The sequence below is a fragment of the Streptomyces sp. NPDC001100 genome, assembly GCF_053598575.1.
In genome coordinates this window covers 111,496-135,667 of sequence record NZ_JBSFKO010000005.1, presented here as the reverse complement: position 1 = coordinate 135,667, position 24,172 = coordinate 111,496, and the positions used below count along the sequence as shown (strand labels likewise).

Here is a 24,172-nt window from a genome sequence, read left to right as displayed (position 1 = left end):
TGAACGCCTACTTCACCGCCCGGGGCGTCCCCGCCGAACTCCTCGCCGCCCACCCCTGGAACCGCCGCTCCGCCCCCACCTCCCTCGCCGAGAACATCGACGGCATGCCCGAGGACGACGACCTCAACTACCCCCTGTTGAACCTCCTGTTGCTGCAGCGCCACGGCAGGGACTTCACCACCGCCGACGTGGCGAAGCTCTGGCTCGACGAACTCCCCGCCGGCCGCACCTTCACCGCCGAACGCATCGCCTACCGCAACCTCCTCTCCGGCCTGGAACCCCCGCGAACGGCCCGCCACCGCAACCCGTTCCGCGAATGGATCGGCGCCCTGATCCGCGCCGACGTACACGGCTGGACCAACCCCGGAAACCCGGGCGCGGCAGCCGAACAGGCCCACCGCGACGCCACCCTCACCCACACCGCGAACGGCGTCTACGCGGCGATGTTCACGGCGGCCGTCATCGCCACCGCGGCCACCGGCACCCAGGACGTCCACACCTGCCTGCGCACGGGACTGACGGTCGTACCGCCCGCCTCCCGCCTCGCCAAGGCCATCCACCACGCCCTCCAACTCGCCCGGAAACACCGGGACTTCGACGCCGTGGTGGACGAACTGCACGCCACCCACGCACGCACCCACCACTGGGTCCACGCGATCCCCAACACCGCCCTGATCGCCGCCGCCCTCACCCACGCGGACGGCGACTTCACCGGCTCCGTCTGCCGTGCGGTGTCCGGCGGTTGGGACACCGACTCCAACGGCGCCACGGTCGGCTCCGTCGCCGCCCTCCTCGCGGGCACCCCCGCCGCCCTCCCCGACCGCTGGACGACCCCCCTCAAGAACCGACTCGCCACCTCCGTAGGCGACTTCAACGGCATCGGCTTCGACACCCTCGCCCGGCTCACCCACCAGGAGACCGCCCGCCCATGACCCTCATCGCCGTGCTCGGCAGCACGAACATGGACCTAGTCGCCTACGTCACGAAGGCCCCGCGGCGCGGAGAGACCGTGACGGGACGGGAGTTCCGTACGATCCCCGGCGGCAAGGGCGCCAACCAGGCGATCGCCGCGGCCCACGCGGGCGCCGACGTCACCATCGTCGGAGCGGTCGGCGACGACGCCTACGGCGCCCAACTCCGTTCCACGTTCGAGCACTCCGGCGTCGACACCGACCATCTGCGCACCGTCCCGGGCCCGTCCGGCACCGCGCACATCGTCGTGGACGACGAGGGCGGCAACGCGATCGTGGTGATCCCCGCCGCCAACGGCACCGTCGACCACCTCGCCCCCGGCGACGAGGCCCTCATCGCCTCCGCCGACGCCCTGCTCCTCCAGCTGGAGATCCCCCTCGCGGCAGTGGTCGCGGGTGCGGAGGCGGCCCGCCGCCACGGCGTCCGGACCATCCTCACCCCCGCCCCCGCACAACCCCTCCCGCCCGAACTCCTCGCCGCCACCGACCTGTTGGTGCCCAACGAGCACGAGGCCACCGCCCTCACCGGACACACCGACCCGCGCGAGGCAGCGGCGGCCCTGCTCGACCAGGTGCCCGAGGTGATCGTCACCCTGGGCGCGGCGGGCAGCCTGTACGCGGCCCGGGGCGCCGAGCCGTTCACCGTCCCCGCGCCTCAAGTGACCGCCGTGGACTCGACGGGCGCGGGCGACACCTTCGTGGGCGCGCTGGCCGTGGCCCTCGCCGAGGGCCGTCCGACGCGGGACGCGCTGGGCTGGGCGGCAGCCGCGGCGGCGCTGTCCGTGCAGCGGCCGGGTGCGACCGCGTCGATGCCGTTCCGCGCGGAGATCGACAAGCAGTACGCCTCATGACCGGGACGTCGACCTCAACTCCCCTGTCCGGCCTGCGCGTTCTCGACCTCGCCACGCTCTTCGCCGGCCCCCTCGCCGCCACCATGCTCGGCGACTTCGGCGCCGAGGTCATCAAGGTCGAGCACCCGACGAAGCCCGACCCGTCCCGGGGCCACGGCCCCGCCAAGGACGGCGTCGGCCTGTGGTGGAAGCTGCTGGGCCGCAACAAGCGCACCATCACCCTCGACCTGTCGGCCCCGGGCGGGCGCGCCACTCTGCTCCGCCTGGCCGCCACCGCCGACGTGATCATCGAGAACTTCCGCCCCGGCACCCTGGAGAAATGGGACCTCGGCTGGGCCGAACTCTCCGCCGCCAACCCGAAGTTGGTCCTCGCCCGGGTCACCGCGTTCGGCCAGTTCGGGCCCTACGCGCACCGCCCCGGCTTCGGCACCCTCGCCGAGGCGATGAGCGGCTTCGCCGCGATCACCGGTGAACCGGACGCGCCCCCGACGCTCCCGCCGTTCGGCCTCGCCGACTCGATCGCGGGCCTGGCCACGGCGTACGCGGTGATGACGGCCCTCGCCGCCCGTGAACGCACCGGTGAGGGGCAGGTGGTGGACATGGCAATCATCGAACCGATCCTGACCGCGCTGGGCCCCCAGCCGCTCTGGTACGACCAGCTCGGCCACATCCAGCCGCGCACCGGCAACCGCTCGCAGAACAACGCCCCGCGCAACACATACCGTACGGCGGACGGCAGTTGGGTCGCCGTCTCGACCTCCGCCCAGTCCGTCGCCGAGCGCGTGATGCGCCTGGTCGGCCGCCCGGAGCTGATCGACGAACCGTGGTTCGCCACGGGCGCGGACCGGGCCCGGCACTCCGACGTCCTCGACGCGGCGGTCGGCGACTGGATCGGGCAACGCACCCGCACGGAGGTCCTGGCCGCCTTCGAGAAGGCGGAGGCGGCCGTGGCCCCCATCCAGGACGTACGGGACGTGATGACAGACCCCCAGTACCAGGCCCTCGACACCATCACCACCGTCGACGACCCCGAACTCGGCCCCCTCCGCATGCAGAACGTCCTCTTCCGTCTCTCCGCCACCCCCGGCGCCATCCGCTGGCCCGGCCGTCCCCACGGCGCGGACACGGACACGGTCCTGACCGAACTCGGCCTGACCGAAGCCGAGTTGGCCACCCTCCGGCAGGAGGGCGCCCTGTGACCCCGTACCCCCTGACCTGGCTCTACGTCCCCGGCGACCGCCCCCCGATCGTCGCCAAGGCCCTCACCGCCGGCGCCGACGTGGTGGTGATCGACCTGGAGGACGCGGTCGCCCCGGACCGCAAGGAGTACGCCCGCGCGGCGACGGCGGAGCTCCTCTCGGAGCCTCAACGCAATGTCCACGTCCGGGTGAACGCCCTGGACACCCCCTGGGCCGCCGACGACCTCCGCACCCTCGCACCCCTCCCCGGTGTGTCCGGCCTACGGCTCCCGAAGGTCACGTCCGCGCAGGACGTCGTAGCCGTGGCGGAAAAGGCCCGTGACCTCCCCCTGTACGCCCTCCTGGAGACGGCGCTCGGCATCGAGCGGGCCTTCTCGATCGCCGCCGCGCATCCCTCCGTGCACGGCATCGCGCTCGGCGAGGCGGACCTGCGGGCCGACCTGGGGGTACGCGACGATGCCGGCCTGGACTGGTCCCGTTCCCGGGTGATCGTCGCCGCGCGGGCGGCGGGACTGGCTCCGCCGCCCCAGTCCGTCCACCCGGACATCCGCGATCTGGAAGGCCTGGCGGACTCCTGCGCGCGCGGCCGTGCTCTCGGTTTCCTCGGGCGTGCGGCGATCCACCCCCGTCAACTCCCGGTGATCGAGAGCGCCTTCCTCCCGACCGACCACGAACTCGAACAGGCCGAGACGATCGTCAAGGCGGCCATGCGGGAGGAGGGCGCCCAGGCGCTGCCCGACGGGCGGTTCGTCGACGCGGCGGTGGTGGCGGCCGCGCAGCGCACGCTGGCGTTGGCGCGCCGGACCTGACATACCTGACATACGGCGAGGGCGCCCTGTCGGTCACAGGGCGCCCTCGCCGTCGTAGAACCGGCTGTCAGCTCTTCTTGGCCGACTCCGGCTCGTCCTTCTTCAGGTCCACGTCCGCGTCCTCGGTCTCCGGCGCGTCTTCCTTGGCCTCGGTGGCTTCGGGCTCGTCGGTCTCCGGGGTTTCCTTCGCCGTGGGCTCGTCGTCGCCGTCGGTTCCGTCGTCGGAGACATCCGGTTCGACGACCTCTTCGCGGCCCGGGCGCTTCTTCGCCGAGATGACGAAGTAGGTCACCGCGAGGAGGAAGACGATCATCGCGGTCCAGTCGTTCAACCGCAGGCCCAGGAAGTGGTGGGCGTCGTCGACGCGCATGTACTCGATCCAGCCGCGGCCCACGCAGTACGCGGCGACGTACAGCGCGAACGCCCGGCCGTGGCCCAGCTTGAAGCGGCGGTCGGCCCAGATGACGAGGAAGCCGACGCCGACGCACCACAGGGACTCGTACAGGAAGGTCGGGTGGTAGTAGCCCGGCACGCGGCCGTCCGTCGAGGACGTGATGTGCAGCGCCCAGGGGAGGTGCGTCTCGCGGCCGTAGAGCTCCTGGTTGAACCAGTTGCCCCAGCGGCCGATGGCCTGGGCGAAGGCGATCCCGGGGGCCAGCGCGTCGGCCCAGGCGGGCAGCGGGATGCCACGGCGGCGGCAGCCGATCCACGCGCCCACCGCACCGAGCGCGATCGCGCCCCAGATGCCGAGGCCGCCCTGCCACACCTTGAAGGCGTCCACCCAGTCGCGGCCCTCGCTGAAGTACAGCTCGTAGTCCGTGATCACGTGGTACAGGCGACCGCCGACGAGGCCGAACGGCACGGCCCAGACAGCGATGTCGGCCACCGTCCCGACCTTGCCGCCGCGGGCGACCCAGCGTTTGTTGCCGAGCCAGACGGCGACGAAGACGCCGATGATGATGCAGAACGCGTAGCCGCGCAGCGGAATGGGGCCGAGGTGGTAGACCCCGCGCGACGGGCTGGGAATGTAGGCAAGTTCCATGGCAGGGTCGACGCTACCGTGCCGGACCGCGACCGCGGCAAGCGGCCCGGCTACGGCTCCATAACGGGCCGGTATGAAAACCGGCCCGCCCGCTTACCCCTCGTCACCCCTTGTTCGCCGCCTGGACCAGCTGCTTCAGCTTCGCCGGGGTCATCGTCTGGTCCGCGTAGATGTTCTTGCCGTCGAAGAGGACGGTCGGGGTGCCGGTGAAGCCGCCGGCCTGGAACGCGGCGGCGGACTTGGTGACCCAGCTGTCGTGCGTACCGTTGTTGACGCACTTCTGGAAGGCGGGCGTGTCGAGACCCTTCACCTTGCCCGCCAGCTCGATCAGCCTGGCGTTGTCGGCGAAGGCGTCGTCCGTCTCCTTGGGCTGGTTCTCGTACAGCACGTCGTGGAAGTCGCGGAACTTTCCGGCGTCCTGGGCGCAGGCCGCCGCGTTGGCCGCGCGCTTGGAGCCGCTGCCGCCGAGGTTGCCGTCGATGATCGTGACCAGGTGGTACTGCACCTTGAGCTGCCCGGAGTCGGTCAGCTCGTGGAGCGTCGGGCGGTACGCCGTCTCGAAGGCCTGGCAGGCCGGGCAGCGGAAGTCCTCCCACACCGTGAGCGTCGGCTTGGCGCTGTCCTTGCCGACCTGGATCGCCAGGCTGTCCTTGCCGGTCGCCCCGGAGGGCGCCACCACCGGGCCCGTGCTCTTGCTTCCGCTGTCGTCCTTCTTGTGGTTCGCGGCGAGGACGCCGATCACCGATGCCAGTCCCAGCACGCAGACCACGCTCGCGGCCACGATCAGCGTGCGCCGCCGCCGCTCCGCGGACTTCTGCTTCTCACGCTCTGCCGCCAGCCGCTCGCGGGCGGTGCGCTTTCCGTCTCGGTTCTTCTCGCTCACACCCCGCAGAACGAACCGGGGAGGCGCAGCGCGTCTCCCCGGTCCCAGGTCCACCCATATGAGGGACCCATCGATCTGCTACGCCTGTCCGCGCACGCCCTTCGCCAGCTCGCCCGCGAGGACGCGGACCGCCTCGACGCCGGCCGTGTCGTCCGGCGCGTCCAGCATCCGCTTGACGAAGGCCGAGCCGACGATCACGCCGTCCGCGAAGCGGGCCACCTCGGCGGCCTGCCGGGCGTCGGAGACACCGAGGCCGACGCACACGGGCGTGTCGGTGGTGGCCCGGGTGCGCTCGACGAGGTCCTGCGCCTGCGCGCCCACGGACTCACGGGTGCCGGTGACGCCCATGAGCGAGGCCGCGTAGACGAAGCCGGTGCCGACCTTGGTGATCTCGGCGAGGCGCGCGTCCTTGCTGCTGGGCGCGACCACGAAGACCGTGGCGAGCCCGTGCTTCTCCGCGTGCTCCCTCCACAGCCCGGCCTCCTGCACGGGCAGGTCGGGAAGGATGCACCCGGCGCCGCCCGCCTCGGCCAGTTCGGCGGTGAAGCGCTCGACGCCGTAGCGGTCGATGGGGTTCCAGTACGTCATGACGAGCACCGGCTTCCCGGTCGCCGTGTGCGCCTCGCGGACCGTGCGCATGACGTCCGCGATCTTGACGCCGCCGCGCAGGGCGATGTCGTCGGCGGTCTGGATGACGGGGCCGTCGAGGACGGGGTCGCTGTGCGGCAGGCCCACTTCCACGACGTCGGCGCCGCCGTCGAACGCGGCCTTGACCGCCTCGATGCCGCCGTCCACGGTCGGGAACCCGGCCGGGAGGTAGGCGATGAGTGCGGCGCGTCCCTCGGCCTTGGCGGCGGCGAGGGTGTCGGACAGCAGCTGAATGTTCCCGCTCACTTGGCGTCCCCCTCGATCTCCGCGACGTCGGCCGCGTCGGCGGCGACGGTGGCATCGGCACTGGTGTCGTACAGGCCGAAGTACCGCGCGGCCGTGTCCATGTCCTTGTCGCCGCGGCCGGACAGGTTGACGACGATCAGGCCGTCCTTGCCCAGCTCCCTGCCGACCTCCAGCGCACCGGCGAGCGCGTGGGCGCTCTCGATGGCCGGGATGATGCCCTCCGTGCGCGACAGCAGGCGCAGGGCCTGCATCGCCGCGTCGTCGGTGATCGCGCGGTACTCGCCGCGGCCGCTGTCCTTGAGGTAGGAGTGCTCGGGGCCGATGCCCGGGTAGTCCAGTCCGGCCGAGATCGAGTACGGCTCGGTGATCTGGCCCTCCTCGTCCTGGAGGACGTAGGACCGCGAACCGTGCAGGATGCCGGGCTCGCCCGCGGTGAGGGTCGCCGCGTGCTCGCCGGTCTCGACGCCGTGGCCGGCCGGCTCGCAGCCGATCAGGCGTACTCCGGCGTCCGGGATGAAGGCGTGGAAGAGGCCGATCGCGTTCGAGCCGCCGCCGACGCAGGCGATCGCCGCGTCGGGAAGGCGGCCGGCGCGCTCCAGGATCTGGCGGCGCGCCTCGACGCCGATCACCCGGTGGAAGTCGCGGACCATGGCCGGGAAGGGGTGCGGGCCCGCGACCGTACCGAAGAGGTAGTGGGTGCGGTCGACGTTGGCGACCCAGTCGCGGAAGGCCTCGTTGATGGCGTCCTTGAGGGTGCGGCTGCCGGACTTCACGGCGATGACCTCGGCGCCGAGCATGCGCATCCGGGCGACGTTGAGGGCCTGGCGCTGGGTGTCGATCTCGCCCATGTAGATGGTGCATTCGAGGCCGAAGAGTGCGCAGGCGGTGGCCGTCGCCACGCCGTGCTGGCCGGCGCCGGTCTCCGCGATGACCCGGGTCTTGCCCATGCGCTTGGTGAGCAGGGCCTGGCCGAGGACGTTGTTGATCTTGTGGGAGCCGGTGTGGTTCAGGTCCTCGCGCTTGAGGAAGATCCGGGCGCCGCCCGCGTGCTCCGCGAAGCGGGGGACCTCGGTGAACGCGCTCGGCCTGCCGGTGTAGTTGACCAGGAGGTCGTCCAGCTCGCGGGCGAACTCGGGGTCGTGCTTGGCCTTGTCGTACTCGACGGCGACCTCGTCCACGGCGGCGACGAGGGCCTCCGGGATGAACTTGCCGCCGAAGGCGCCGAAGTAGCCCTCGGCGCTGGGGAGTTGACCGTCGGGGTCGGGGATGAAGAACTCGCTGGGCATGCGGAAACCTCACGGTGAGTTTGTGGAAAAACACTAAACGCCGTGGGGGCGGGGGTGATTAGTCGGCTGCGGGCCCGTTGGGGCTGGTCGCGCAGTTCCCCGCGCCCCTGAAGGCCCGTTGCCATCGGCGCCCGTTTACTTGCCCAGGTTCGTCTCCGATGACGTAACGCACCCGACGACCGTGAACTCGCCTCGCGGGCGCACGGCAACCCCTCGGACGGCAACCGCGCGCGAGGCGGGCGTACCGGTCCGTGGGGGTCAGGGTGAGGTTCATCGCGGGAAACTCTACCGGGTGATCAGCTGCGGCCGTGGCGGAGTGCCGGGTGTTCGCCCGCCGCCACCAGGTCCGAGACCGCCGACTTGGGGTCGCGGCCGGTGACCAGGGACTCTCCGACCAGGACCGCGTCGGCGCCGGCGTTGGCGTAGGCGATCAGGTCGTGGGGGCCGCGGACTCCGGACTCGGCGATCTTGACGATGTGGGCCGGGATCTCGGGGGCGACGCGCTCGAAGGTGCCCCGGTCGACCTCAAGGGTCTTGAGGTTGCGGGCGTTGACGCCGATGACCTTGGCGCCGGCGTCGACCGCGCGGTCGACCTCGTCCTCGTCGTGGACCTCGACGATCGGCGTGAGGCCGATGGACTCGGCGCGCTCGATGAGGGACTCCAGGGCCGGCTGGTCCAGGGCCGCGACGATCAGCAGGGCGAGGTCGGCGCCGTAGGCCCGGGCCTCCCAGAGCTGGTACGACGTGACGATGAAGTCCTTGCGGAGGACCGGGATGTCCACCCGTGCGCGGACGGCCTCCAGGTCGGCCAGGGAGCCGCCGAAGCGGCGCTGTTCGGTGAGGACGGAGATGACGGCGGCGCCGCCCGCCTCGTAGTCCGCCGCGAGGCCCGCCGGGTCGGCGATCGCCGCGAGCGCGCCCTTGGAGGGGCTGGAGCGCTTGACCTCGCAGATGACCTTGACGCCGTCGCCGCGCAGCGCGGCGACACCGTCCTTGGCCGCGGGTGCCTTCGCCGCGCGCTCCTTGAGCTCGTCGAGGCTGACGCGCGCCTGCCGTTCCGCCAGGTCGGCACGGACTCCGTCGATGATCTCGTCGAGCACACTCACGCGAGCGGCCCCCTTCCGGACGGTGGAAAAGCAATGGTCACATCTGACCTCGATGGTATCCGGAGGAAGGCGTAGCCCTCGCATCCGGTTGACGCCGGTCCCACTACCTGGACATCCACCGGTTGATCAAGGATGTAGCCAGCCACCGAACGGCAGGTTCCGGACAACCGTGAAGACCAGCACCAACGCGCCCAGCGTCCAGAGCTGGACGCTGCCGAGTTCGATCCGCACCGGCCGGCCGCGTGCCGCGCGGACCACCCAGACGGTCCATACGACCGCGAAGGCCAGATAGCCCACCACGGCGATCGCGTTGTCCTGGAGAGCGGCCAGGAAGTCGCCGTGGATGAACTCGTGCGCGCTGCGCAGGCCGCCGCAGCCGGGGCAGTACAGGCCCGTGAGGCGGTACAGGGGGCACACGGGGTAGTGGCCGGGCTGGTTCGGATCGACCGTGCCGACGTACGCGAACGCTCCCGCGACGGCTGCCAGGATGCCCGCGGGCACGGCCACGCGGTTGAGTACGGAGGCGGAACCGGGGGTGCGGGTCTTCGGCATGCTCCGGCTGTCGGCGTTCACGTCTCGCATTGTGCCCCCTGGCCGCTACGTGCGGCACGCGCGCGTGAGGGGCGGTTCCCGGTGTGTCCGGAACCGCCCCTCCACGAAGTGGTGACTGACAGCCGCAGGCTCAGCTGTCGGCGTGCGCGGTCTTGCCGAGCAGCTCGGTCAGGTCCTGGGGACGGTCCTTGGGCATGCCCATACCCATCGCGCTCATGACCCAGCCGACGATGCCGCCGACGGCCGCGAGCGCCATGCCCGCCCAGAAACCGGCCGGCTGCGCCATGACCATGAAGGCGCCGGCGACCAGGAAGCCGATGAAGGCGATCGTCGTACCGGTCCAGGCGGCCAAAGTGTGACCGTGGCTGTTGCCCGCCATGACTTGCTCCTCGTTGCTGTGTACGTGTGTGAGCAGACGCTCACGGGTCATTGTTCCGCACGCGTGCGGAAGCGGTGCTTCGGGGTGGGACGCTCGCGCGTCGAAGCCCGGCTACGCCCCTGTCGGGTCCTCACCCCGGTCCAACGCCTTCCAGATGTCCTCGGGACGGTCGGGGTCGACCACCGGGGCGCGGCGGGCCCGGGGGGTGCCGTTGCGCTCGTAGCGGCCCGACATGGCGGGCCAGCGGCGGCCGTAGAGGAGGGCGAGCAGGCCGGCCAGCAGGATCAGGGCGCCGCCGACCGCGGCGACGTAGGGCCAGGCGGTGTGGTCGAAGGCGTGTACGGCGGACGAGGTGCCGCCGGAGGCCTGGGTGGCCTTGTCGTCGAGCGCGGAGCTGTCGCTGGCGCCGAGCAGGGCGGCGACGACGATGCCCGCGCCGGAGAGCGCGAGGAGGGCGGAGACGGCGAAGCGGCCCGTCCTGCGGACGGCGAAGACGGCGACGAGCGCGGCGAGGCCCACTATGGCGAGCGCCGCGGGCACACCCGTGACGTCGCTGCCCTTGGCGGACAGCGGGAACGGGTCGCCTGCCACCGTCGCGATCCCCTCCGACCAGCGCTGACGGGTGGCCAGCAGCGCCACGGCCGCGCCGAGCGCACCGCTCATGAGCGCTACGGCGAGGCTGCGGCGGCCGGCGCGTGCGGGGCCTTCGCCTTCGGAACGGGGGTGAGGAACAGCTGCAGTCACGTAGTCCACTATCGCTCGAACCCCGGGCGAACCGTCACCCGGGGTTCATATGACCCTCGTCCTATTGCCCGAGCCGGTTCGCCGTGTGCACCGCGCGGAGGACCGCCGCCGCCTTGTTGCGGCACTCCTGGTCCTCCAGTTCCGGGTCCGAGTCGGCGACGATGCCGGCGCCCGCCTGGACGTAGGCCGTGCCGTCGCGGAGCAGGGCCGTGCGGATGGCGATGGCGGTGTCGGAGTCGCCCGCGAAGTCGAGGTAGCCGACGCAGCCGCCGTACAACCCCCTTCTGGAGGGCTCCAGTTCGTCGATGATCTGCATCGCGCGGGGCTTGGGCGCGCCGGAGAGGGTGCCGGCCGGGAAGCAGGCGGTGAGGACGTCGAAGGCGGTGCGGCCGGGGGCGACGCGGCCGGTGACCGTGGAGACGATGTGCATCACGTGGGAGTAGCGCTCGACCGACATGAAGTCGACGACCTCGACCGAGCCGGGCTCGCAGACGCGTCCCAGATCGTTACGTCCGAGGTCGACCAGCATGAGGTGTTCGGCGCGCTCCTTGGGGTCGGCGAGGAGTTCGTCGGCGAGGGCCTGGTCCTCCTGCGGGGTGGCGCCGCGGTGCCGGGTGCCGGCGATGGGGTGGACCATCGCGCGGCCGTCCTCGACCTTGACGAGGGCCTCGGGGGACGAGCCGACCACGTCGAAGCCGTCGAAGCGGAACAGGTACATGTACGGGGACGGGTTGGTCGCGCGCAGCACCCGGTACACGTCCAACGCGCTTGCCGTGCACGGGGTTTCGAAGCGCTGGGAGGGGACGACCTGGAAGGCCTCGCCCGCGCGGATGCGCTCCTTGATGTCCTCGACGGCCACCTTGAAGTCGGGGCCGCCCCACAGCGCGGTGTACTCCGGGAGCTCGGAGGGCGGGAGCTGGGCGGGCGGCTGGGCCACCGCGCGGGAGAGGTCCGCCTCCATGGCGTCCAGGCGGGCCACCGCGTCCGCGTGGGCCTCGTCGACGCCCGTGTCGAGGTCGTTGTGGTTGATCGCGTTGGCGATCAGCAGGACCGAGCCCTCCCAGTGGTCCATCACGGCGAGGTCGCTGGTGAGGAGCATGGTCAGCTCGGGGAGCCTGAGGTCGTCCCGCTCGCCGGGGCCGATCTTCTCCAGGCGGCGGACGATGTCGTAGCCGAGATAGCCCACCATGCCGCCGGTGAAGGGCGGCAGGCCCTCCTGGTGCGGGGTGTGCAGGGTGTCGATGGTGGCGCGCAGGGCGGCGAGGGGGTCGCCGTCGACCGGGACGCCGACGGGCGGGGTGCCGAGCCAGTGGGCCTGGCCGTCGCGCGCGGTGAGGGTGGCGGAGCTGCGGACGCCCACGAACGAGTAACGGGACCAGGACCGGCCGTTCTCCGCGGACTCCAGGAGGAAGGTGCCGGGGCGCTCCGCGGCGAGCTTGCGGTAGAGCGCGACCGGGGTGTCGCCGTCGGCGAGCAGCTTGCGGGTGACCGGGATGACGCGACGGTCGGAGGCCAGCTTGCGGAACGTGTCGAGGTCCATGGCGGCTGACCCTACTGATCCGAGGCGACGGTGCTGGAACCAGCGCCGTCCTTGAGGAGCACGTCCGCGTCGAAGCAGGTGCGGGCGCCGGTGTGGCAGGCGGCGCCGATCTGGTCGACCTTCACCAGGACCGTGTCGGCGTCGCAGTCCAGGGCGACGGACCTGACGTGCTGGAAGTGGCCGGAGGTGTCGCCCTTGACCCAGTACTCCTGGCGGCTGCGGGACCAGTAGGTGCAGCGGCCGGTCGTCAGGGTGCGGTGCAGCGCCTCGTCGTCCATCCAGCCGAGCATGAGCACCTCACCGGTGTCGTACTGCTGGGCGATGGCGGGGACGAGCCCGTCGGCGCTCCGCTTGAGGCGGGCGGCGATCTCGGGATCGAGGCTGCTGGACTGGGGCGCGCTGGTCATGGGCCCATTGTGCCGCGCGGCAACGACAGCCCCGGCCGACGTCCACTGTGCGGACCGGCCGGGCGTCCACCGAGCGGACCCGGCCGGGCGTCCACTGTGCGCAGCGGACGGGCGGTCGTAGGCTGACGGTATGTCGACCTTCGCCAAGCGTGAACGACTTCTTCTCGCCGACCTCCTGGAGACGACGGGCCCGGACGCCCCGACGCTCTGCGAGGGCTGGCAGACCCGTGATCTGGCCGCGCACGTGGTGGTGCGGGAGCGCCGCGCGGACGCCGCCGGCGGCATCATGATCAAGCAGCTCGCACCGCGCCTGGACCGGGTGATGGCGGAGTTCGCGGCGAAGCCGTACGAGGAGCTGATCCAGCTCATCCGTACCGGCCCGCCGCGCTTCTCGCCCTTCCAGCTCAAGCAGCTCGACGAGGCGTCCAACACGGTCGAGTTCTACGTCCACACCGAGGACGTACGGCGGGCCCAGGAGGACTGGACTCCGCGCGAGCTGGACCCGGTGTTCCAGGACGCCCTGTGGTCCCGTCTGGAGCGCATGGCCCGCCTGGTGGGCCGGAGCGCGCCGACCGGGCTGGTGCTGCGCCGCCCCGACGGGCAGACGGCGGTCGCCCACAAGGGGGCGCCGGTCGTGACGGTGACCGGCGAGCCCTCGGAGCTGCTGCTGTTCGCACACGGCCGGCAGACCGTGGCCAAGGTGGAGCTGGACGGCGACGAGAACGCGATCGCCAAGTTGCACGAGGCCAAGCAGCTGGGGATCTGACGGTTCAGCCGGGCAGTTCGGCCCGCCGCAGCTCCCGCACGGACAGGGCGACGACCCCGCCGAGCCCGCAGACCACCGCGCTGACCACGAACACCGGGCCGGTCCCCCACGCGCCGATCGCCGCCGCCGACAGCGGCATGGTGAGGGGGGCGAAGCCGAGGCTGACCAGGCTGGAGACGGCGGTGACGCGGCCGAGGTAGGCGGGGTCGGCGTGGGTCTGGAGCAGGGCTATGCACAGAGCGCCGCCGAGTCCGGCGAGCAGCCCGATGAGCAGTGCCACGCCGACGGCAGCGAGGATGCTCGGGACATAGGCGAGAGCGGCGATGGCGACGGAACCGGCAATGGTCGACCAGCCGGTGATCCGGCCCGTGTAGGGCAGCCTGCCGCGCACGGTAAGCGTCATCGAGGCGCTCCCCGCGCCGACCCCGAACCCGGCGAGCACCCACCCCATCCCTGACGCCCCCCAGCCCCGCTCGTCGGCGAGCAGGGTCAGCCCCACATTGAGCGGGCCGCCGAACCCGAAGTCGCCGAGGGCTATCGCGAGCATCAAGGGGGCGAGGACGCGGTGCCGGCGGATATAGCGGAGGCCGGTCACCAGGTCGCGCCAAGCGGTCGTCGTGCCGACGGCGGCCGTGTCGTCCGGCGGCAACTCCCGTACCCGTACGGAGATCAGCAGCGGTACCGATATCGCGATCAGCAGCCCGGCCGTCGCGAACGCGGTCGCCGCGCCCCCGAACGCCACCGCGAGGCCACCGGCCGGGGCGCCGACGATCACGGCGAACCGGTACGCGAGGCCCCGCATGCCCTGCACCCTCGCGAGTTGCGCCTTGCCGGTGATGCGGGCGGGCAGCGCGCCCACGGCGGGCACGAAGACGGCGTCCACGGTGCCGAAGACCAGGGCGAGCGCGGCGAGCGGCCACAGCCCGAGGCCGGTGAGGAACAGCAGCCCGGCCACGGCGAGTACGGCCGCGCAGCGCACGGCGTCGCTGCCGATGACGACCCGGCGCGGTCCGAAGCGGTCGGCGATCACTCCGCCGCCCAGCATCAGCACGGCACGCGGCAGCGCGCTGACCGACATCACCAGGCCGGCCTGTGCCGGGGATCCGGCCTGTACGGCGGCCCAGGACAGGGCCAGGTAGTAGATGCCGTCGCCCGCCATCGACGCCGCATAGGCGCCGAGCCAGCGCAGGACGTTGGGGTCGCGGTGAGCGGGTCTCCCGGTGACTGTGCCGGGGGCTATGAGCTTGGCGGGCACGGGAGTTGGTCCTCTCCGGAGCTCAGACGCGGAACGGAAAGCCGTACGTGTGCACCGCGACGTTCTCGCGGCCCTCGGTGTCACCTGCGGCGACGGCGGCCCGGCCGCTCTCCTCGTACTTGCGGACGACCGCGTACATCTCCTTGGACAGCGCGGCCAGTTCGGCCGGGGTGAGTCGCAGCAGCCACTCGGAGCTGTCGGACGCCGATGTCCACTCGGCGCTCCAGTGGGCACGTTCGTCGAGGTAGCGCCGGTACAGGTCGACGTGCTGGTCGAAGAACAGGCGGCTGGCCGCGCTGTGCGCGGCGGCCTTCTCCGGGGCGTCCCGGAAGTCCTCGTCGTGGATGCTCAGCCCCTCCGAGCCGGGCTGCCACCATCGCTCCCGCCCGTCCCCGCTGCGCGGCTCGGCCTCCTCGATCAGACCGTGTTCGGCAAGCTTGCGCAGGTGATAGCTGACCAGTGAGGGAGCCTCGTCGACCTGCTCGGCGAGCTGCGAGGCGGTCGCCACCCGGGCGAGGAACAACAGCCGGTACAGCTGGGCCCGCAGCGGGTGCGCGATCGCCTTGAGCGTGCCCACATCCGTGATGCGACGGTCTCTCTTCTGGTCAGCCACGCCCTCACGCTAGAAGCGAAAGAAGAGTTGCACAATATTTTTTGCGCAACTTTCCTTTTACATCCACCCACAAGTAAACCCCGGCCGCCAGGCAGCCGGGGCTTACAACGCCTCAAGGCGCCTCTACGGGTGTCACCGCACCAGGTGCCCCGCCTCCCGCAGCGCCTGCTTGACCTCGCCGATCCGCAGATCCCCGAAGTGGAAGACTGAGGCCGCCAGCACCGCGTCCGCGCCCGCCGCGACCGCCGGCGGGAAGTCGGCCAGCTTGCCCGCGCCGCCGGAGGCGATGACCGGCACGGTCACGTGCTTGCGGACCGCCGCGATCATCTCCAGGTCGTAGCCGTCCTTGGTGCCGTCCGCGTCCATCGAGTTGAGCAGGATCTCCCCGGCGCCCAACTCGGCGGCCCGGTGCGCCCATTCGACGGCGTCGATGCCGGTGCCCTTGCGGCCGCCGTGGGTGGTGACCTCGAAGGAGCCCTCGGAAGTCCTCCGCGCGTCGACCGACAGCACCAGGACCTGCCGCCCGAACCGCTCCGCGATCTCCTTGATCAGCTCCGGCCGGTTGATCGCCGCCGTGTTGACGCCGACCTTGTCCGCGCCCGCCCGCAGCAGCTTGTCCACGTCCTCGGCCGTGCGGACGCCGCCGCCGACCGTGAGCGGGATGAAGACCTGCTCGGCGGTGCGGCGGACCACGTCGTACGTCGTCTCGCGGTTGCCCGAGGACGCGGTGATGTCCAGGAAGGTCAGCTCGTCGGCGCCCTCGGCGTCGTAGACCTTGGCCATCTCGACGGGGTCGCCCGCGTCGCGCAGGTTCTGGAAGTTGACGCCCTTGACGACCCGGCCGTTGTCGACGTCCAGGCAGGGGATCACGCGTACGGCGAGGGTCATGAGGAACCCTCCCCTCGGTACGCCTCCACCTCGACCTCGACGACCAGGCTGGGGTCGACGAAGCCGGACACGATGATCATCGAGGCGGCGGGGCGGATCGCGTCGAACAGCTCCTTGTGCGCGCGGCCCACGTCCTCTACGTCCCGCGCGTGGGTGATGTACATGCGGGTGCGCACCACGTCGGCCGGGCCGAGGCCCAGTTGGCCCAGCGCCGCGAACGCGACGTTGAACGCGTTGACCGTCTGCTCGTAGGGACCGCCCCCGGCGATCTCGCCGTCCACTATCGACGTGCACCCGGAGACCAGCACCAGGCCGTTGGGCAGTTCCACCGCGCGGGAGTAGCCGAAGGCGTCCTCCCAGGGCGCGCCGGTCGACACGCGTCGTAGCTCGGTCACCGGGCCACCGCCTCCAAGGCCTCTTCCAGGGTGAACGCCTTCGCGTACAGGGCCTTCCCGACAATGGAGCCCTCGACACCCAGCGGTACCAACTCGGAGATGGCGCGCAGGTCGTCCAGGGAGGACACGCCGCCGGAGGCCACGACCGGGCGGTCGGTCGCCGCGCAGACGTTGCGCAGCAGCTCCAGGTTGGGGCCCTGGAGGGTGCCGTCCTTGGCGATGTCGGTGACCACGTAGCGGGCGCAGCCCTCGGAGTTGAGGCGGTTCAGCGTCTCGTAGAGGTCGCCGCCGTCGCGGGTCCAGCCGCGGCCCCGGAGGGTCGTGCCGCGTACGTCGAGGCCGACCGCGATCTTGTCGCCGTGCTCGGCGATGACCTTGGCGACCCACTCGGGGGTCTCCAGGGCGGCGGTGCCGAGGTTCACCCGGGTGCAGCCGGTGGCGAGGGCCGCGGCGAGGGTGTCGTCGTCACGGATGCCGCCGGACAGCTCGACCTTGATGTCCATGGCGCCGGTGACCTCGGCGATGAGCTTGCGGTTGTCGCCGGTGCCGAACGCGGCGTCCAGGTCGACGAGGTGCAGCCACTCGGCGCCGGAGCGCTGCCAGGCGAGGGCGGCCTCCAGCGGGGAGCCGTAGGAGGTCTCGGTCCCGGACTCGCCGTGGACGAGGCGGACGGCCTGGCCGTCGCGGACGTCGACGGCGGGGAGGAGTTCGAGCTTGGCCATGGTCTACAGGGTTCCGATCCAGTTGGTGAGCAGCTGCGCTCCGGCGTCGCCGGACTTCTCGGGGTGGAACTGGGTGGCCCACAGGGCGCCGTTCTCCACGGCGGCCACGAAGGGCTTGCCGTGGGTCGACCAGCTCACCAGGGGGGCACGCATCGCCGGGTTGGACACTTCGAGGGACCAGTCGTGGACGGCGTAGGAGTGCACGAAGTAGAAGCGCGCGTCGGCGTCCAGGCCGGCGAAGAGCCGGGAGCCCGCCGGACTGTCGACGGTGTTCCAGCCCATGTGGGGCACGATCTCGGCCTGGAGGGGTTCGACGGAGCCGGGCCACTCGTCCAGGCCCTCGGTCTCCACGCCGTGCTCGATGCCGCGCGCGAACAGGATCTGCATGCCGACGCAGATGCCCATCACGGGGCGTCCACCGGCCAGCCTGCGGCCGACGATCCAGTCGCCGCGCGCGGCGCGCAGGCCCTCCATGCAGGCGGCGAAGGCGCCGACGCCCGGCACCAGGAGCCCGTCCGCGTTCATGGCCTTGTCGTAGTCACGCGTTATCTCGACCTCGGCACCCGCGCGCGCGAGGGCGCGCTCGGCGGAACGGACGTTCCCGAAGCCGTAGTCGAAGACGACCACCTTCTTCGACGCCTTCTTGGATGTGCTCGTGGCTGCGCTCAATTCCACACCTCCAGCCTCATGACCCCGGCGACCAGGCACATCCCGGCGGCGATGGAGATCAGCACGATGAGCTGGCGCGGCATCTTCTGCTTGACGAAGGAGTAGACCCCGCCGAGCAGGAAGAGCCCGACGACGATGAGGAGGCTCGACAGGCTGGTCACAGCGCGCCCTTCGTGGAGGGGAGGATGCCGGCCGCGCGCGGGTCGCGCTCGGAGGCGTACCGCAGGGCGCGGGCCAGCGCCTTGAACTGGCACTCCACGATGTGGTGCGCGTTGCGCCCGTACGGCACGTGCACGTGCAGTGCGATCTGGGCCTGGGCGACGAAGGACTCCAGGATGTGCCGGGTCATCGTGGTGTCGTACTCGCCGATCATCGGCGCCATGTTCTCGGGCTCGGTGTGCACGAGGTAGGGACGGCCGGAGAGGTCCACCGTCACCTGGGCGAGGGACTCGTCCAGGGGAACCGTGCAGTTGCCGAACCGGTAGATCCCCACCTTGTCGCCGAGCGCCTGCTTGAAGGCGGCGCCGAGGGCGAGGGCGGTGTCCTCGATGGTGTGGTGGGAGTCGATGTGCAGATCGCCCTCGGTCTTCACGGTGAGGTCGAACAGACCGTGCCGGCCGAGCTGGTCGAGCATGTGGTCGTAGAAGCCGACCCCTGTCGACACGTCGACCTTGCCGTGACCGTCGAGATCGATCTCGACGAGGACCGACGTCTCCTTGGTCGTCCGCTCCACACGTCCTACGCGGTTCATGTGCTCTGCTCCTTCATCAACTCACGGACCGCGTCGAGGAACGCGTCGTTCTCTTCGGGGGTTCCGGCGGAGACCCGCAGCCACCCCGGGATGCCGTTGTCCCGGACCAGGACGCCCCGGTCGAGGATCGCCTGCCAGGCGGTGTGGGAGTCGGCGAACCGGCCGAACTGCACGAAGTTGGCGTCGGACTCGACGACTTCACAGCCGAGGGCCCGCAACTCCCGCACCAGCCGGTCCCGTTCGCCCTTCAGTTGCTCCACGTACCCGAGCAGCGTGTCGGTGTGCTCCAGGGCGGCCAGCGCGGTCGCCTGGGTGACGGCCGACAAGTGGTAGGGCAGCCGTACGAGTTGGACGGCGTCGACGACCGCCGGGTGCGCGGCGAGATAGCCCAGGCGCAGCCCTGCCGCGCCGAACGCCTTCGACATGGTGCGGGAGACGACGAGATTCGGCCGACCTTCGAGCAGCGGCAGCAGCGAGTCGCCGTGGCTGAACTCGATGTACGCCTCGTCGACGATCACCATGGACGGCTTGGCGGCCTGCGCCGCTTCGTACAGCGCGAGCACGGTCCCGGGCGGAACGGCGTTGCCCGTGGGGTTGTTGGGGGTCGTGACGAACACGACGTCGGGCTTGTTCTCGGCGATCCAGCGCTCGGCGGCCGGGAGGTCGATCGTGAAGTCCTCGTTGCGCGGGCCGGAGATCCAGCCCGTGCCCGTGCCGCGCGCGATGAGGGCGTGCATCGAGTACGACGGCTCGAAGCCGATGGCGCTGCGGCCGGGGCCGCCGAAGGTCTGGAGCAACTGCTGGATGACCTCGTTGGAGCCGTTGGCCGCCCACACGTTCTCGACGCCGACCCGGTAACCGGCCGTCTTCGTCAGGTAGTCGGCGAGCTGCGTGCGCAGCTCGACCGCGTCCCGGTCGGGGTAGCGGTTGAGGCTGCGGGCGGCCCCGCGGACGCGCTCGGCGATCCGCTCGACCAGCGCCTCGGGCAGCGGGTAGGGGTTCTCGTTGGTGTTCAGCCGTACGGGGACGTCCAACTGGGGCGCGCCATAAGGGGACTTGCCGCGCAGTTCGTCCCGTACGGGAAGATCGTCGATTCCGAAGCTCACTTGCCGGGCACCTTCCAACCGAACCTTGCCTTGACCGCCGCGCCGTGCGCGGGCAGGTCCTCCGCCTCCGCCAGCGTCACCACGTGATGCGCCACGTCGGCGAGGGCGTCGCGGGTGTAGTCGACGATGTGGATGCCGCGCAGGAAGGACTGCACGGAGAGCCCGGAGGAGTGGCAGGCGCAACCGCCGGTCGGCAGCACGTGGTTGGAGCCGGCCGCGTAGTCGCCGAGGGAGACGGGCGCCCAGGGTCCGACGAAGATCGCGCCCGCGTTCCGGACCCGGTCGGCGACGGCAGCGGCGTCCGCCGTCTGGATCTCCAGGTGCTCCGCGCCGTACGCGTCGACGACCCGCAGGCCCTCGTCGATGCCGTCGACGAGGACGATCGCGGACTGCCTGCCCGCGAGCGCCGGGGCGATCCGGTCCTCGATGTGCTTGGTGGCCGCGACCTGGGGTTCGAGTTCCTTCTCGACCGCGTCCGCGAGCGTCAGCGAGTCCGTGACCAGGACGGCCGCGGCCAGCGGGTCGTGCTCGGCCTGGCTGATCAGGTCGGCGGCGACGTGCACCGGGTCGGCGGTGTCGTCGGCGAGGACCGCGATCTCGGTGGGGCCGGCCTCGGTGTCGATGCCGATCTTGCCCGTGAAGTAGCGCTTGGCGGCGGCGACCCAGATGTTGCCGGGCCCGGTGACCATGTTGGCGGGCGCGCAGGACTCGGTGCCGTGCGCGAACATCGCGACGGCCTGGGCGCCGCCGACGGCGTAGACCTCGTCGACGCCGAGCAGTGCGCAGGCGGCGAGGATCGTCGGGTGCGGCAGCCCGCCGAAGTCCGCCTGCGGCGGGGAGGCGAGCGCCACGGAGCCGACGCCGGCCTCCTGGGCGGGCACCACGTTCATGATCACGGACGACGGGTAGACCGACCGTCCGCCGGGCGCGTACAGCCCCACCCGGTCGACCGGCACCCACTTCTCGGTGACCGTGCCGCCGGGCACGACCTGGGTCGTGCGGGTCGTACGGCGCTGCTCGCGGTGGACGAGACGGGCGCGCCGGATGGACTCCTCCAGGGCCGCACGGACGGCCGGGTCGAGCTGTTCCAGAGCCTCGCTGAGTGCCTCGGCCGGGACCCGTACCGATTCCAGCCGCACGCCGTCGAACTTCTCGGCGAAGTCGATCAGCGCCGCGTCGCCCCGATGATGCACGGCCTCGCAGATCGGACGCACCTTCTCCAGGGCGGCCGAGACGTCGAAGTCGGCTCGGGGCAGCAGGTCGCGCAGGGCGGGCCCGTCGGGGAGGGCGTCGCCGCGCAGATCGATTCGGGCCATAGAAGAGTGTCGCAGCACGAACCAATTCTCTCAGACGGCGATCGAGGGCTGCTCACGCATATCAATGGCTGATACAGAACGTGGCCGGAACCCGGAAGATCCCCTTCACGTCTAGTGTTCCGGGCGTTACTCAGCGGGCATGAACAGCTGTGCGAAACCCGTGAGCAGTCGAGAGGGATGACAGAGCAGTGACCGAGGGTGCCGGCCTCCGCGCGGGGGATGTGCCGGACGATGCGACCGCCGCCGAGGCCGGTATGTGGCAGGCCTTCCGCAACGGCAGCGTGTACGACCTGAGCAGCGGCGACACCGTCGTCGACGATCCGCACGGCGGACATCCGTGGGGCCCCGGGCGGACCGTGCGGGCACGGTTCGTGTGCTGGCTCCTCCTGGACGGCCCGCCCGCGCTGTCGGGCCGGGTGGCCTCGCTGAAACTCACCGGAGTGCAGATCAGCGGCACCCTGGACCTGGCGGGCGGCACGATCACACCCTTCGTCGAGCTGAAGGGCTGCCGCTTCGAGCGGGAGGTGCTGCTCCCGGAGGCCCACTTCCAGACCGTACGGCTGGTGAACTGCTCGGTGCCGCGGCTGGAGGCGGCCCGCGTGCACACGGAGGGTGACCTGCATCTGCCGCGCTGCCGTTTCCACAACGGGGTACGGCTGACCGACGCGCACATCGGTACCGATCTGCTGCTCAACCAGGCGATCGTGTACCGGGACCGCACGGGCCGCTCGATCGCCGCCGACGGCATGACCGTGGGGCAGGATCTGCAGGCCGAACTCCTCGAATCGCACGGTGAGTTGAGCCTGCGCAGCGCGAAGGTCGGGGTCTCGCTGAGTCTGCGCGGCGCCCGGCTGGCCAACCCGTACTCGCGGCTCGCCCTGAACGCACCCCAGTTGACCGTCGGCCGCACCCTGTATCTCACCCCGGCGGGCGTCGGCGGCCCCTGGCTCAGCGGCACCACTCCCGCGCGCGGGACCCGCATCCAGCGCTTCGCCTGCCAGGGCGGGGTGCGCCTGGACGACGGGCGGTTCGGGGACGCGGTGGACCTTGAGCGGGCCCGGTTCACCTTCACGGACGACCAGGAGCTGTCACTGCTGCGGATCCAGGCGCCCGAGCTGCGCTTCCTCGGGGAGAGACCGCAGCGCGGCAAGGTGGTGCTGTCGGGGGCGCGGGTCGCCAACCTCATCGACGGCAAGGACAGTTGGCCGGGTCCGGGCAACCTCCACATGGGCGGCTTCGTGTACGAGAACCTCGTACCGCAGGGCCCGTTCCCGCTGGAGGCCCGGCTCGACTGGGTGGCCGCCGCGACCGCCGAGTACAACCCGGAGCCGTACGAGCGGCTCGCGACCGTGCTGCGGAACGCCGGTGAGGACGAGGACGCGCGCGAGGTGCTGCTCGCCAAGCAGCGGCGGCGCCGGGAGAGCCTGCCCGTCGCGGCCAAGCTGTGGGGGTTCGCGCAGGACTGGACGGTCGCCTACGGGTACCGGCCGGGCCGGGCCGCCGTATGGATGGCGGTGCTGTGGGCGGCCGGCTCGCTGGCCTTCGCGCACGCCGACCATGTGCCGGTGAACCCGAGCGGGCATCCGCCGTGGAGCCCCGCCCTGTTCGCGCTGGATCTGCTGCTGCCGGTGATCGACCTGGGGCAGGTGGGCCAGTGGCAGCTGCACGGGGGCTGGCAGTGGCTGTCGGTGGCGCTGATCCTGCTGGGCTGGATCCTGGCGACGACGGTGGCGGCGGGGGCGACCCGGCTCCTCAGGCGGGGCTAGCGGGCGTCTGACACACAGAACTCGAACAGGTGAGCAAAAGTCACCTTTTACCTGGGCTTGACCGAGACGCGTACAACTTTCCACGGGGTGCTCAAACGGTCTGGCGCACTCCGGATCCCGGTCCTTCAATGGTCGGCACCATGGCTCTGCTGCGCGCTTTCATCCGTACCGCCCGGATGGCAAGGAACACCTCGCGGCTCGCCGCCGGACTGCCGGCCGACGACGAGGTCCTCCTCGACGCGCCCGACGACCGGCTCGGCCCCGCGCTGGTCGCGGCCGGCCGCGGCGAGTACGGGCCGGCCGCCGAGCTGCTGGCCACCATCCGCGCCTCCGCCGAGTGGGAGGACCGCGACCGCTGCACCCGCATGCTCGCAGCCTTCGCCCGCTCCCGTCCCGAGTGGCTGGCCGACTGGCGCGCCGCCGACCCGCAGAACCCCGACGCGCTGCTGGTCGGCGCCCAGCTGGCGGTGGACCGCTGCTGGGAGTCGCCGGCCCGCGCCGAACTGCTCGGCGAACTCGGCCCGTTGATCACGGCGGCGGCCGAGGCCGAACCGCGCGACCCGGTGCCCTGGCGCATAGCCCTGGACCACGCGCGGGGCACCCACGCCGGGCATGCCGCGTTCGAACGGCTGTGGGGCGAGGCGGTGCGCCGCTCCCCGCACCACTACGGCTGTCATGTGGCCGCCCTCCAGTACCTCTCGGCCGCCTGCCGCGCCCAGTGGGACGGCACGCCCCGCACCGCGCGGCCCTCCCACCGCGAGTGCTTCGACTTCGCCGAGCGGGCCGCCCAGGACGCGCTGCCCGGCTCGCTCGTCCAGGCGCTGCCCGTGCGGGCCGCCTTCGCCTGTCTGACCGACGGCTGCGGCACCACGGTGCCGCGCGCCCGGCTGGACGCGGCGGCCGACCTCGCGATCATCCTCTCGGCGGGCTACCCCACGGCCGACCCCTGGCCCGCCGAGGTCCGCAATCTGCTGGCCTACGTCCTCGTCCGTCTCGAACGCTGGCCGGACGCCCTCGACCAGCTGCGCCTGATCGGCCCGTACGCCACGTCCTTCCCCTGGGACCGGATCTCGGACGACCCGCTCGGCCAGTTCCTGGAGGTGCGTGACGGGGTGCGGATCGCGGTGGCCTCGCAACTGCCCCTGGGCGGGCCGGTTCCGCCCGGTCTCTCGGCGGTTCCGCGGCAGCCGTGGGGCTTCGAGGACGCGCCGCCGTATCCACGGAGTGAGCACGACGGTCGCGCCCGCTCCGGCGACCACTAG

General features: G+C 71.6%; 28 protein-coding genes. 7 read left to right on the top strand and 21 right to left on the bottom strand.

Translation table 11 applies throughout. The annotated features are described in order from the left end of the window. The 4 genes from ACWDEW_RS08915 to ACWDEW_RS08900 form a co-directional block, all read left to right on the top strand. Positions 1 to 932, top strand: a 932-nt coding sequence (locus ACWDEW_RS08915) for an ADP-ribosylglycohydrolase family protein (RefSeq protein WP_450510965.1), incomplete at its 5' end; no start/stop codon positions are given. Then, a complete protein-coding gene (gene rbsK, locus ACWDEW_RS08910) occupies positions 929 to 1,822 on the top strand; it encodes a ribokinase (RefSeq protein WP_450510963.1) in 894 nt (297 codons plus the stop codon). The genes ACWDEW_RS08915 and rbsK, both read left to right, overlap by 4 nt. Then, positions 1,819 to 3,021: a CaiB/BaiF CoA transferase family protein gene (locus ACWDEW_RS08905; protein ID WP_450510961.1), complete on the top strand. Its 1,203-nt coding sequence runs from the start codon at positions 1,819 to 1,821 to the stop codon at positions 3,019 to 3,021. Before rbsK ends, ACWDEW_RS08905 begins: the two co-directional genes overlap by 4 nt. Next, positions 3,018 to 3,830, top strand: a complete 813-nt coding sequence (locus ACWDEW_RS08900; protein ID WP_450510959.1) for an HpcH/HpaI aldolase/citrate lyase family protein — start codon at positions 3,018 to 3,020, stop codon at positions 3,828 to 3,830. The genes ACWDEW_RS08905 and ACWDEW_RS08900 overlap by 4 nt, the downstream gene beginning before the upstream one ends. A gap of 67 nt (positions 3,831 to 3,897) precedes the next feature. Here ACWDEW_RS08900 and lgt read toward each other — a convergent pair whose 3' ends face one another. The 11 genes from lgt to hisI form a co-directional block, all read right to left on the bottom strand. Further along, positions 3,898 to 4,872, bottom strand: coding sequence for a prolipoprotein diacylglyceryl transferase (lgt, locus tag ACWDEW_RS08895; RefSeq protein ID WP_450510958.1), 975 nt, complete (start codon positions 4,870 to 4,872; stop codon positions 3,898 to 3,900). Positions 4,873 to 4,975: 103 nt separating this feature from the next. Then, positions 4,976 to 5,755: a DsbA family protein gene (locus ACWDEW_RS08890; protein ID WP_450510956.1), complete on the bottom strand. Its 780-nt coding sequence runs from the start codon at positions 5,753 to 5,755 to the stop codon at positions 4,976 to 4,978. A 78-nt stretch (positions 5,756 to 5,833) separates the two neighbouring features. Next, positions 5,834 to 6,649 (bottom strand): tryptophan synthase subunit alpha, encoded by an 816-nt coding sequence (gene trpA / locus ACWDEW_RS08885; protein ID WP_450510954.1) that lies wholly within the window; start codon positions 6,647 to 6,649, stop codon positions 5,834 to 5,836. Then, a complete protein-coding gene (trpB, locus tag ACWDEW_RS08880) occupies positions 6,646 to 7,935 on the bottom strand; it encodes a tryptophan synthase subunit beta (RefSeq protein WP_450510952.1) in 1,290 nt (429 codons plus the stop codon). Before trpB ends, trpA begins: the two co-directional genes overlap by 4 nt. A gap of 58 nt (positions 7,936 to 7,993) precedes the next feature. After that, a complete protein-coding gene (gene trpM / locus ACWDEW_RS08875; protein ID WP_450510951.1) occupies positions 7,994 to 8,209 on the bottom strand; it encodes a tryptophan biosynthesis modulator TrpM in 216 nt (71 codons plus the stop codon). A gap of 22 nt (positions 8,210 to 8,231) precedes the next feature. Next, positions 8,232 to 9,041, bottom strand: coding sequence for an indole-3-glycerol phosphate synthase TrpC (gene trpC, locus ACWDEW_RS08870; RefSeq protein WP_450510949.1), 810 nt, complete (start codon positions 9,039 to 9,041; stop codon positions 8,232 to 8,234). Between the two features lie 126 nt (positions 9,042 to 9,167). Further along, entirely contained in the window at positions 9,168 to 9,623 is a 456-nt protein-coding gene (locus ACWDEW_RS08865; RefSeq protein WP_450510947.1) for a DUF2752 domain-containing protein, read from the bottom strand. A gap of 100 nt (positions 9,624 to 9,723) precedes the next feature. Further along, positions 9,724 to 9,972 (bottom strand): HGxxPAAW family protein, encoded by a 249-nt coding sequence (locus ACWDEW_RS08860; RefSeq protein WP_450510945.1) that lies wholly within the window; start codon positions 9,970 to 9,972, stop codon positions 9,724 to 9,726. Positions 9,973 to 10,083: 111 nt separating this feature from the next. Continuing rightward, entirely contained in the window at positions 10,084 to 10,725 is a 642-nt protein-coding gene (locus tag ACWDEW_RS08855) for a TIGR02234 family membrane protein (RefSeq protein ID WP_450510943.1), read from the bottom strand. A gap of 52 nt (positions 10,726 to 10,777) precedes the next feature. Next, positions 10,778 to 12,256, bottom strand: coding sequence for an anthranilate synthase component I (locus ACWDEW_RS08850; RefSeq protein WP_450510941.1), 1,479 nt, complete (start codon positions 12,254 to 12,256; stop codon positions 10,778 to 10,780). Positions 12,257 to 12,267: 11 nt separating this feature from the next. Beyond that, positions 12,268 to 12,663: a phosphoribosyl-AMP cyclohydrolase gene (gene hisI / locus ACWDEW_RS08845; protein ID WP_450510940.1), complete on the bottom strand. Its 396-nt coding sequence runs from the start codon at positions 12,661 to 12,663 to the stop codon at positions 12,268 to 12,270. Positions 12,664 to 12,793: 130 nt separating this feature from the next. On the opposite strand from hisI, the gene ACWDEW_RS08840 reads away from it, so the two are divergent. Continuing rightward, a complete protein-coding gene (locus ACWDEW_RS08840) occupies positions 12,794 to 13,429 on the top strand; it encodes a TIGR03085 family metal-binding protein (protein ID WP_359605041.1) in 636 nt (211 codons plus the stop codon). Positions 13,430 to 13,433: 4 nt separating this feature from the next. Here ACWDEW_RS08840 and ACWDEW_RS08835 read toward each other — a convergent pair whose 3' ends face one another. The 10 genes from ACWDEW_RS08835 to hisD all read right to left on the bottom strand — a co-directional run bounded on the left by ACWDEW_RS08835 (position 13,434) and on the right by hisD (position 21,144). Further along, the gene (locus ACWDEW_RS08835) at positions 13,434 to 14,684 is read right to left on the bottom strand and encodes an MFS transporter (protein ID WP_450510938.1); all 1,251 of its coding nucleotides are present in this window, start codon (positions 14,682 to 14,684) and stop codon (positions 13,434 to 13,436) included. Positions 14,685 to 14,706: 22 nt separating this feature from the next. Further along, positions 14,707 to 15,297, bottom strand: a complete 591-nt coding sequence (locus ACWDEW_RS08830) for a helix-turn-helix domain-containing protein (protein WP_450510936.1) — start codon at positions 15,295 to 15,297, stop codon at positions 14,707 to 14,709. A 132-nt stretch (positions 15,298 to 15,429) separates the two neighbouring features. Further along, complete coding sequence (hisF, locus tag ACWDEW_RS08825) at positions 15,430 to 16,185, bottom strand: imidazole glycerol phosphate synthase subunit HisF (protein WP_450510934.1); 756 nt, start codon at positions 16,183 to 16,185, stop codon at positions 15,430 to 15,432. Beyond that, a complete protein-coding gene (locus tag ACWDEW_RS08820; RefSeq protein ID WP_450510933.1) occupies positions 16,182 to 16,580 on the bottom strand; it encodes a RidA family protein in 399 nt (132 codons plus the stop codon). Before ACWDEW_RS08820 ends, hisF begins: the two co-directional genes overlap by 4 nt. Continuing rightward, positions 16,577 to 17,302 carry a bifunctional 1-(5-phosphoribosyl)-5-((5-phosphoribosylamino)methylideneamino)imidazole-4-carboxamide isomerase/phosphoribosylanthranilate isomerase PriA gene (gene priA, locus ACWDEW_RS08815; RefSeq protein ID WP_450510932.1) on the bottom strand — a complete coding sequence of 242 codons (726 nt, stop codon included), beginning with the start codon at positions 17,300 to 17,302 and terminating at the stop codon, positions 16,577 to 16,579. Before priA ends, ACWDEW_RS08820 begins: the two co-directional genes overlap by 4 nt. Before the next feature lie 3 nt (positions 17,303 to 17,305). Beyond that, a complete protein-coding gene (gene hisH / locus ACWDEW_RS08810; RefSeq protein WP_450510931.1) occupies positions 17,306 to 17,971 on the bottom strand; it encodes an imidazole glycerol phosphate synthase subunit HisH in 666 nt (221 codons plus the stop codon). Beyond that, positions 17,968 to 18,132 carry a hypothetical protein gene (locus ACWDEW_RS08805; RefSeq protein ID WP_019067720.1) on the bottom strand — a complete coding sequence of 55 codons (165 nt, stop codon included), beginning with the start codon at positions 18,130 to 18,132 and terminating at the stop codon, positions 17,968 to 17,970. The genes hisH and ACWDEW_RS08805 overlap by 4 nt, the downstream gene beginning before the upstream one ends. Then, complete coding sequence (gene hisB, locus ACWDEW_RS08800; RefSeq protein ID WP_043675308.1) at positions 18,129 to 18,722, bottom strand: imidazoleglycerol-phosphate dehydratase HisB; 594 nt, start codon at positions 18,720 to 18,722, stop codon at positions 18,129 to 18,131. The genes ACWDEW_RS08805 and hisB overlap by 4 nt, the downstream gene beginning before the upstream one ends. After that, positions 18,719 to 19,828, bottom strand: a complete 1,110-nt coding sequence (locus ACWDEW_RS08795) for a histidinol-phosphate transaminase (protein ID WP_450510928.1) — start codon at positions 19,826 to 19,828, stop codon at positions 18,719 to 18,721. The genes hisB and ACWDEW_RS08795 overlap by 4 nt, the downstream gene beginning before the upstream one ends. Further along, positions 19,825 to 21,144: a histidinol dehydrogenase gene (gene hisD / locus ACWDEW_RS08790; protein WP_450510926.1), complete on the bottom strand. Its 1,320-nt coding sequence runs from the start codon at positions 21,142 to 21,144 to the stop codon at positions 19,825 to 19,827. The genes ACWDEW_RS08795 and hisD overlap by 4 nt, the downstream gene beginning before the upstream one ends. A 188-nt stretch (positions 21,145 to 21,332) precedes the next feature. Here hisD and ACWDEW_RS08785 point away from each other — a divergent pair, with 188 nt between their 5' ends. Beyond that, the gene (locus ACWDEW_RS08785) at positions 21,333 to 22,910 is read left to right on the top strand and encodes an oxidoreductase (RefSeq protein ID WP_450510924.1); all 1,578 of its coding nucleotides are present in this window, start codon (positions 21,333 to 21,335) and stop codon (positions 22,908 to 22,910) included. Between the two features lie 128 nt (positions 22,911 to 23,038). Next, on the top strand, positions 23,039 to 24,172 hold the full coding sequence (locus ACWDEW_RS08780) for a hypothetical protein (protein ID WP_450510922.1): 1,134 nt from the start codon (positions 23,039 to 23,041) through the stop codon (positions 24,170 to 24,172).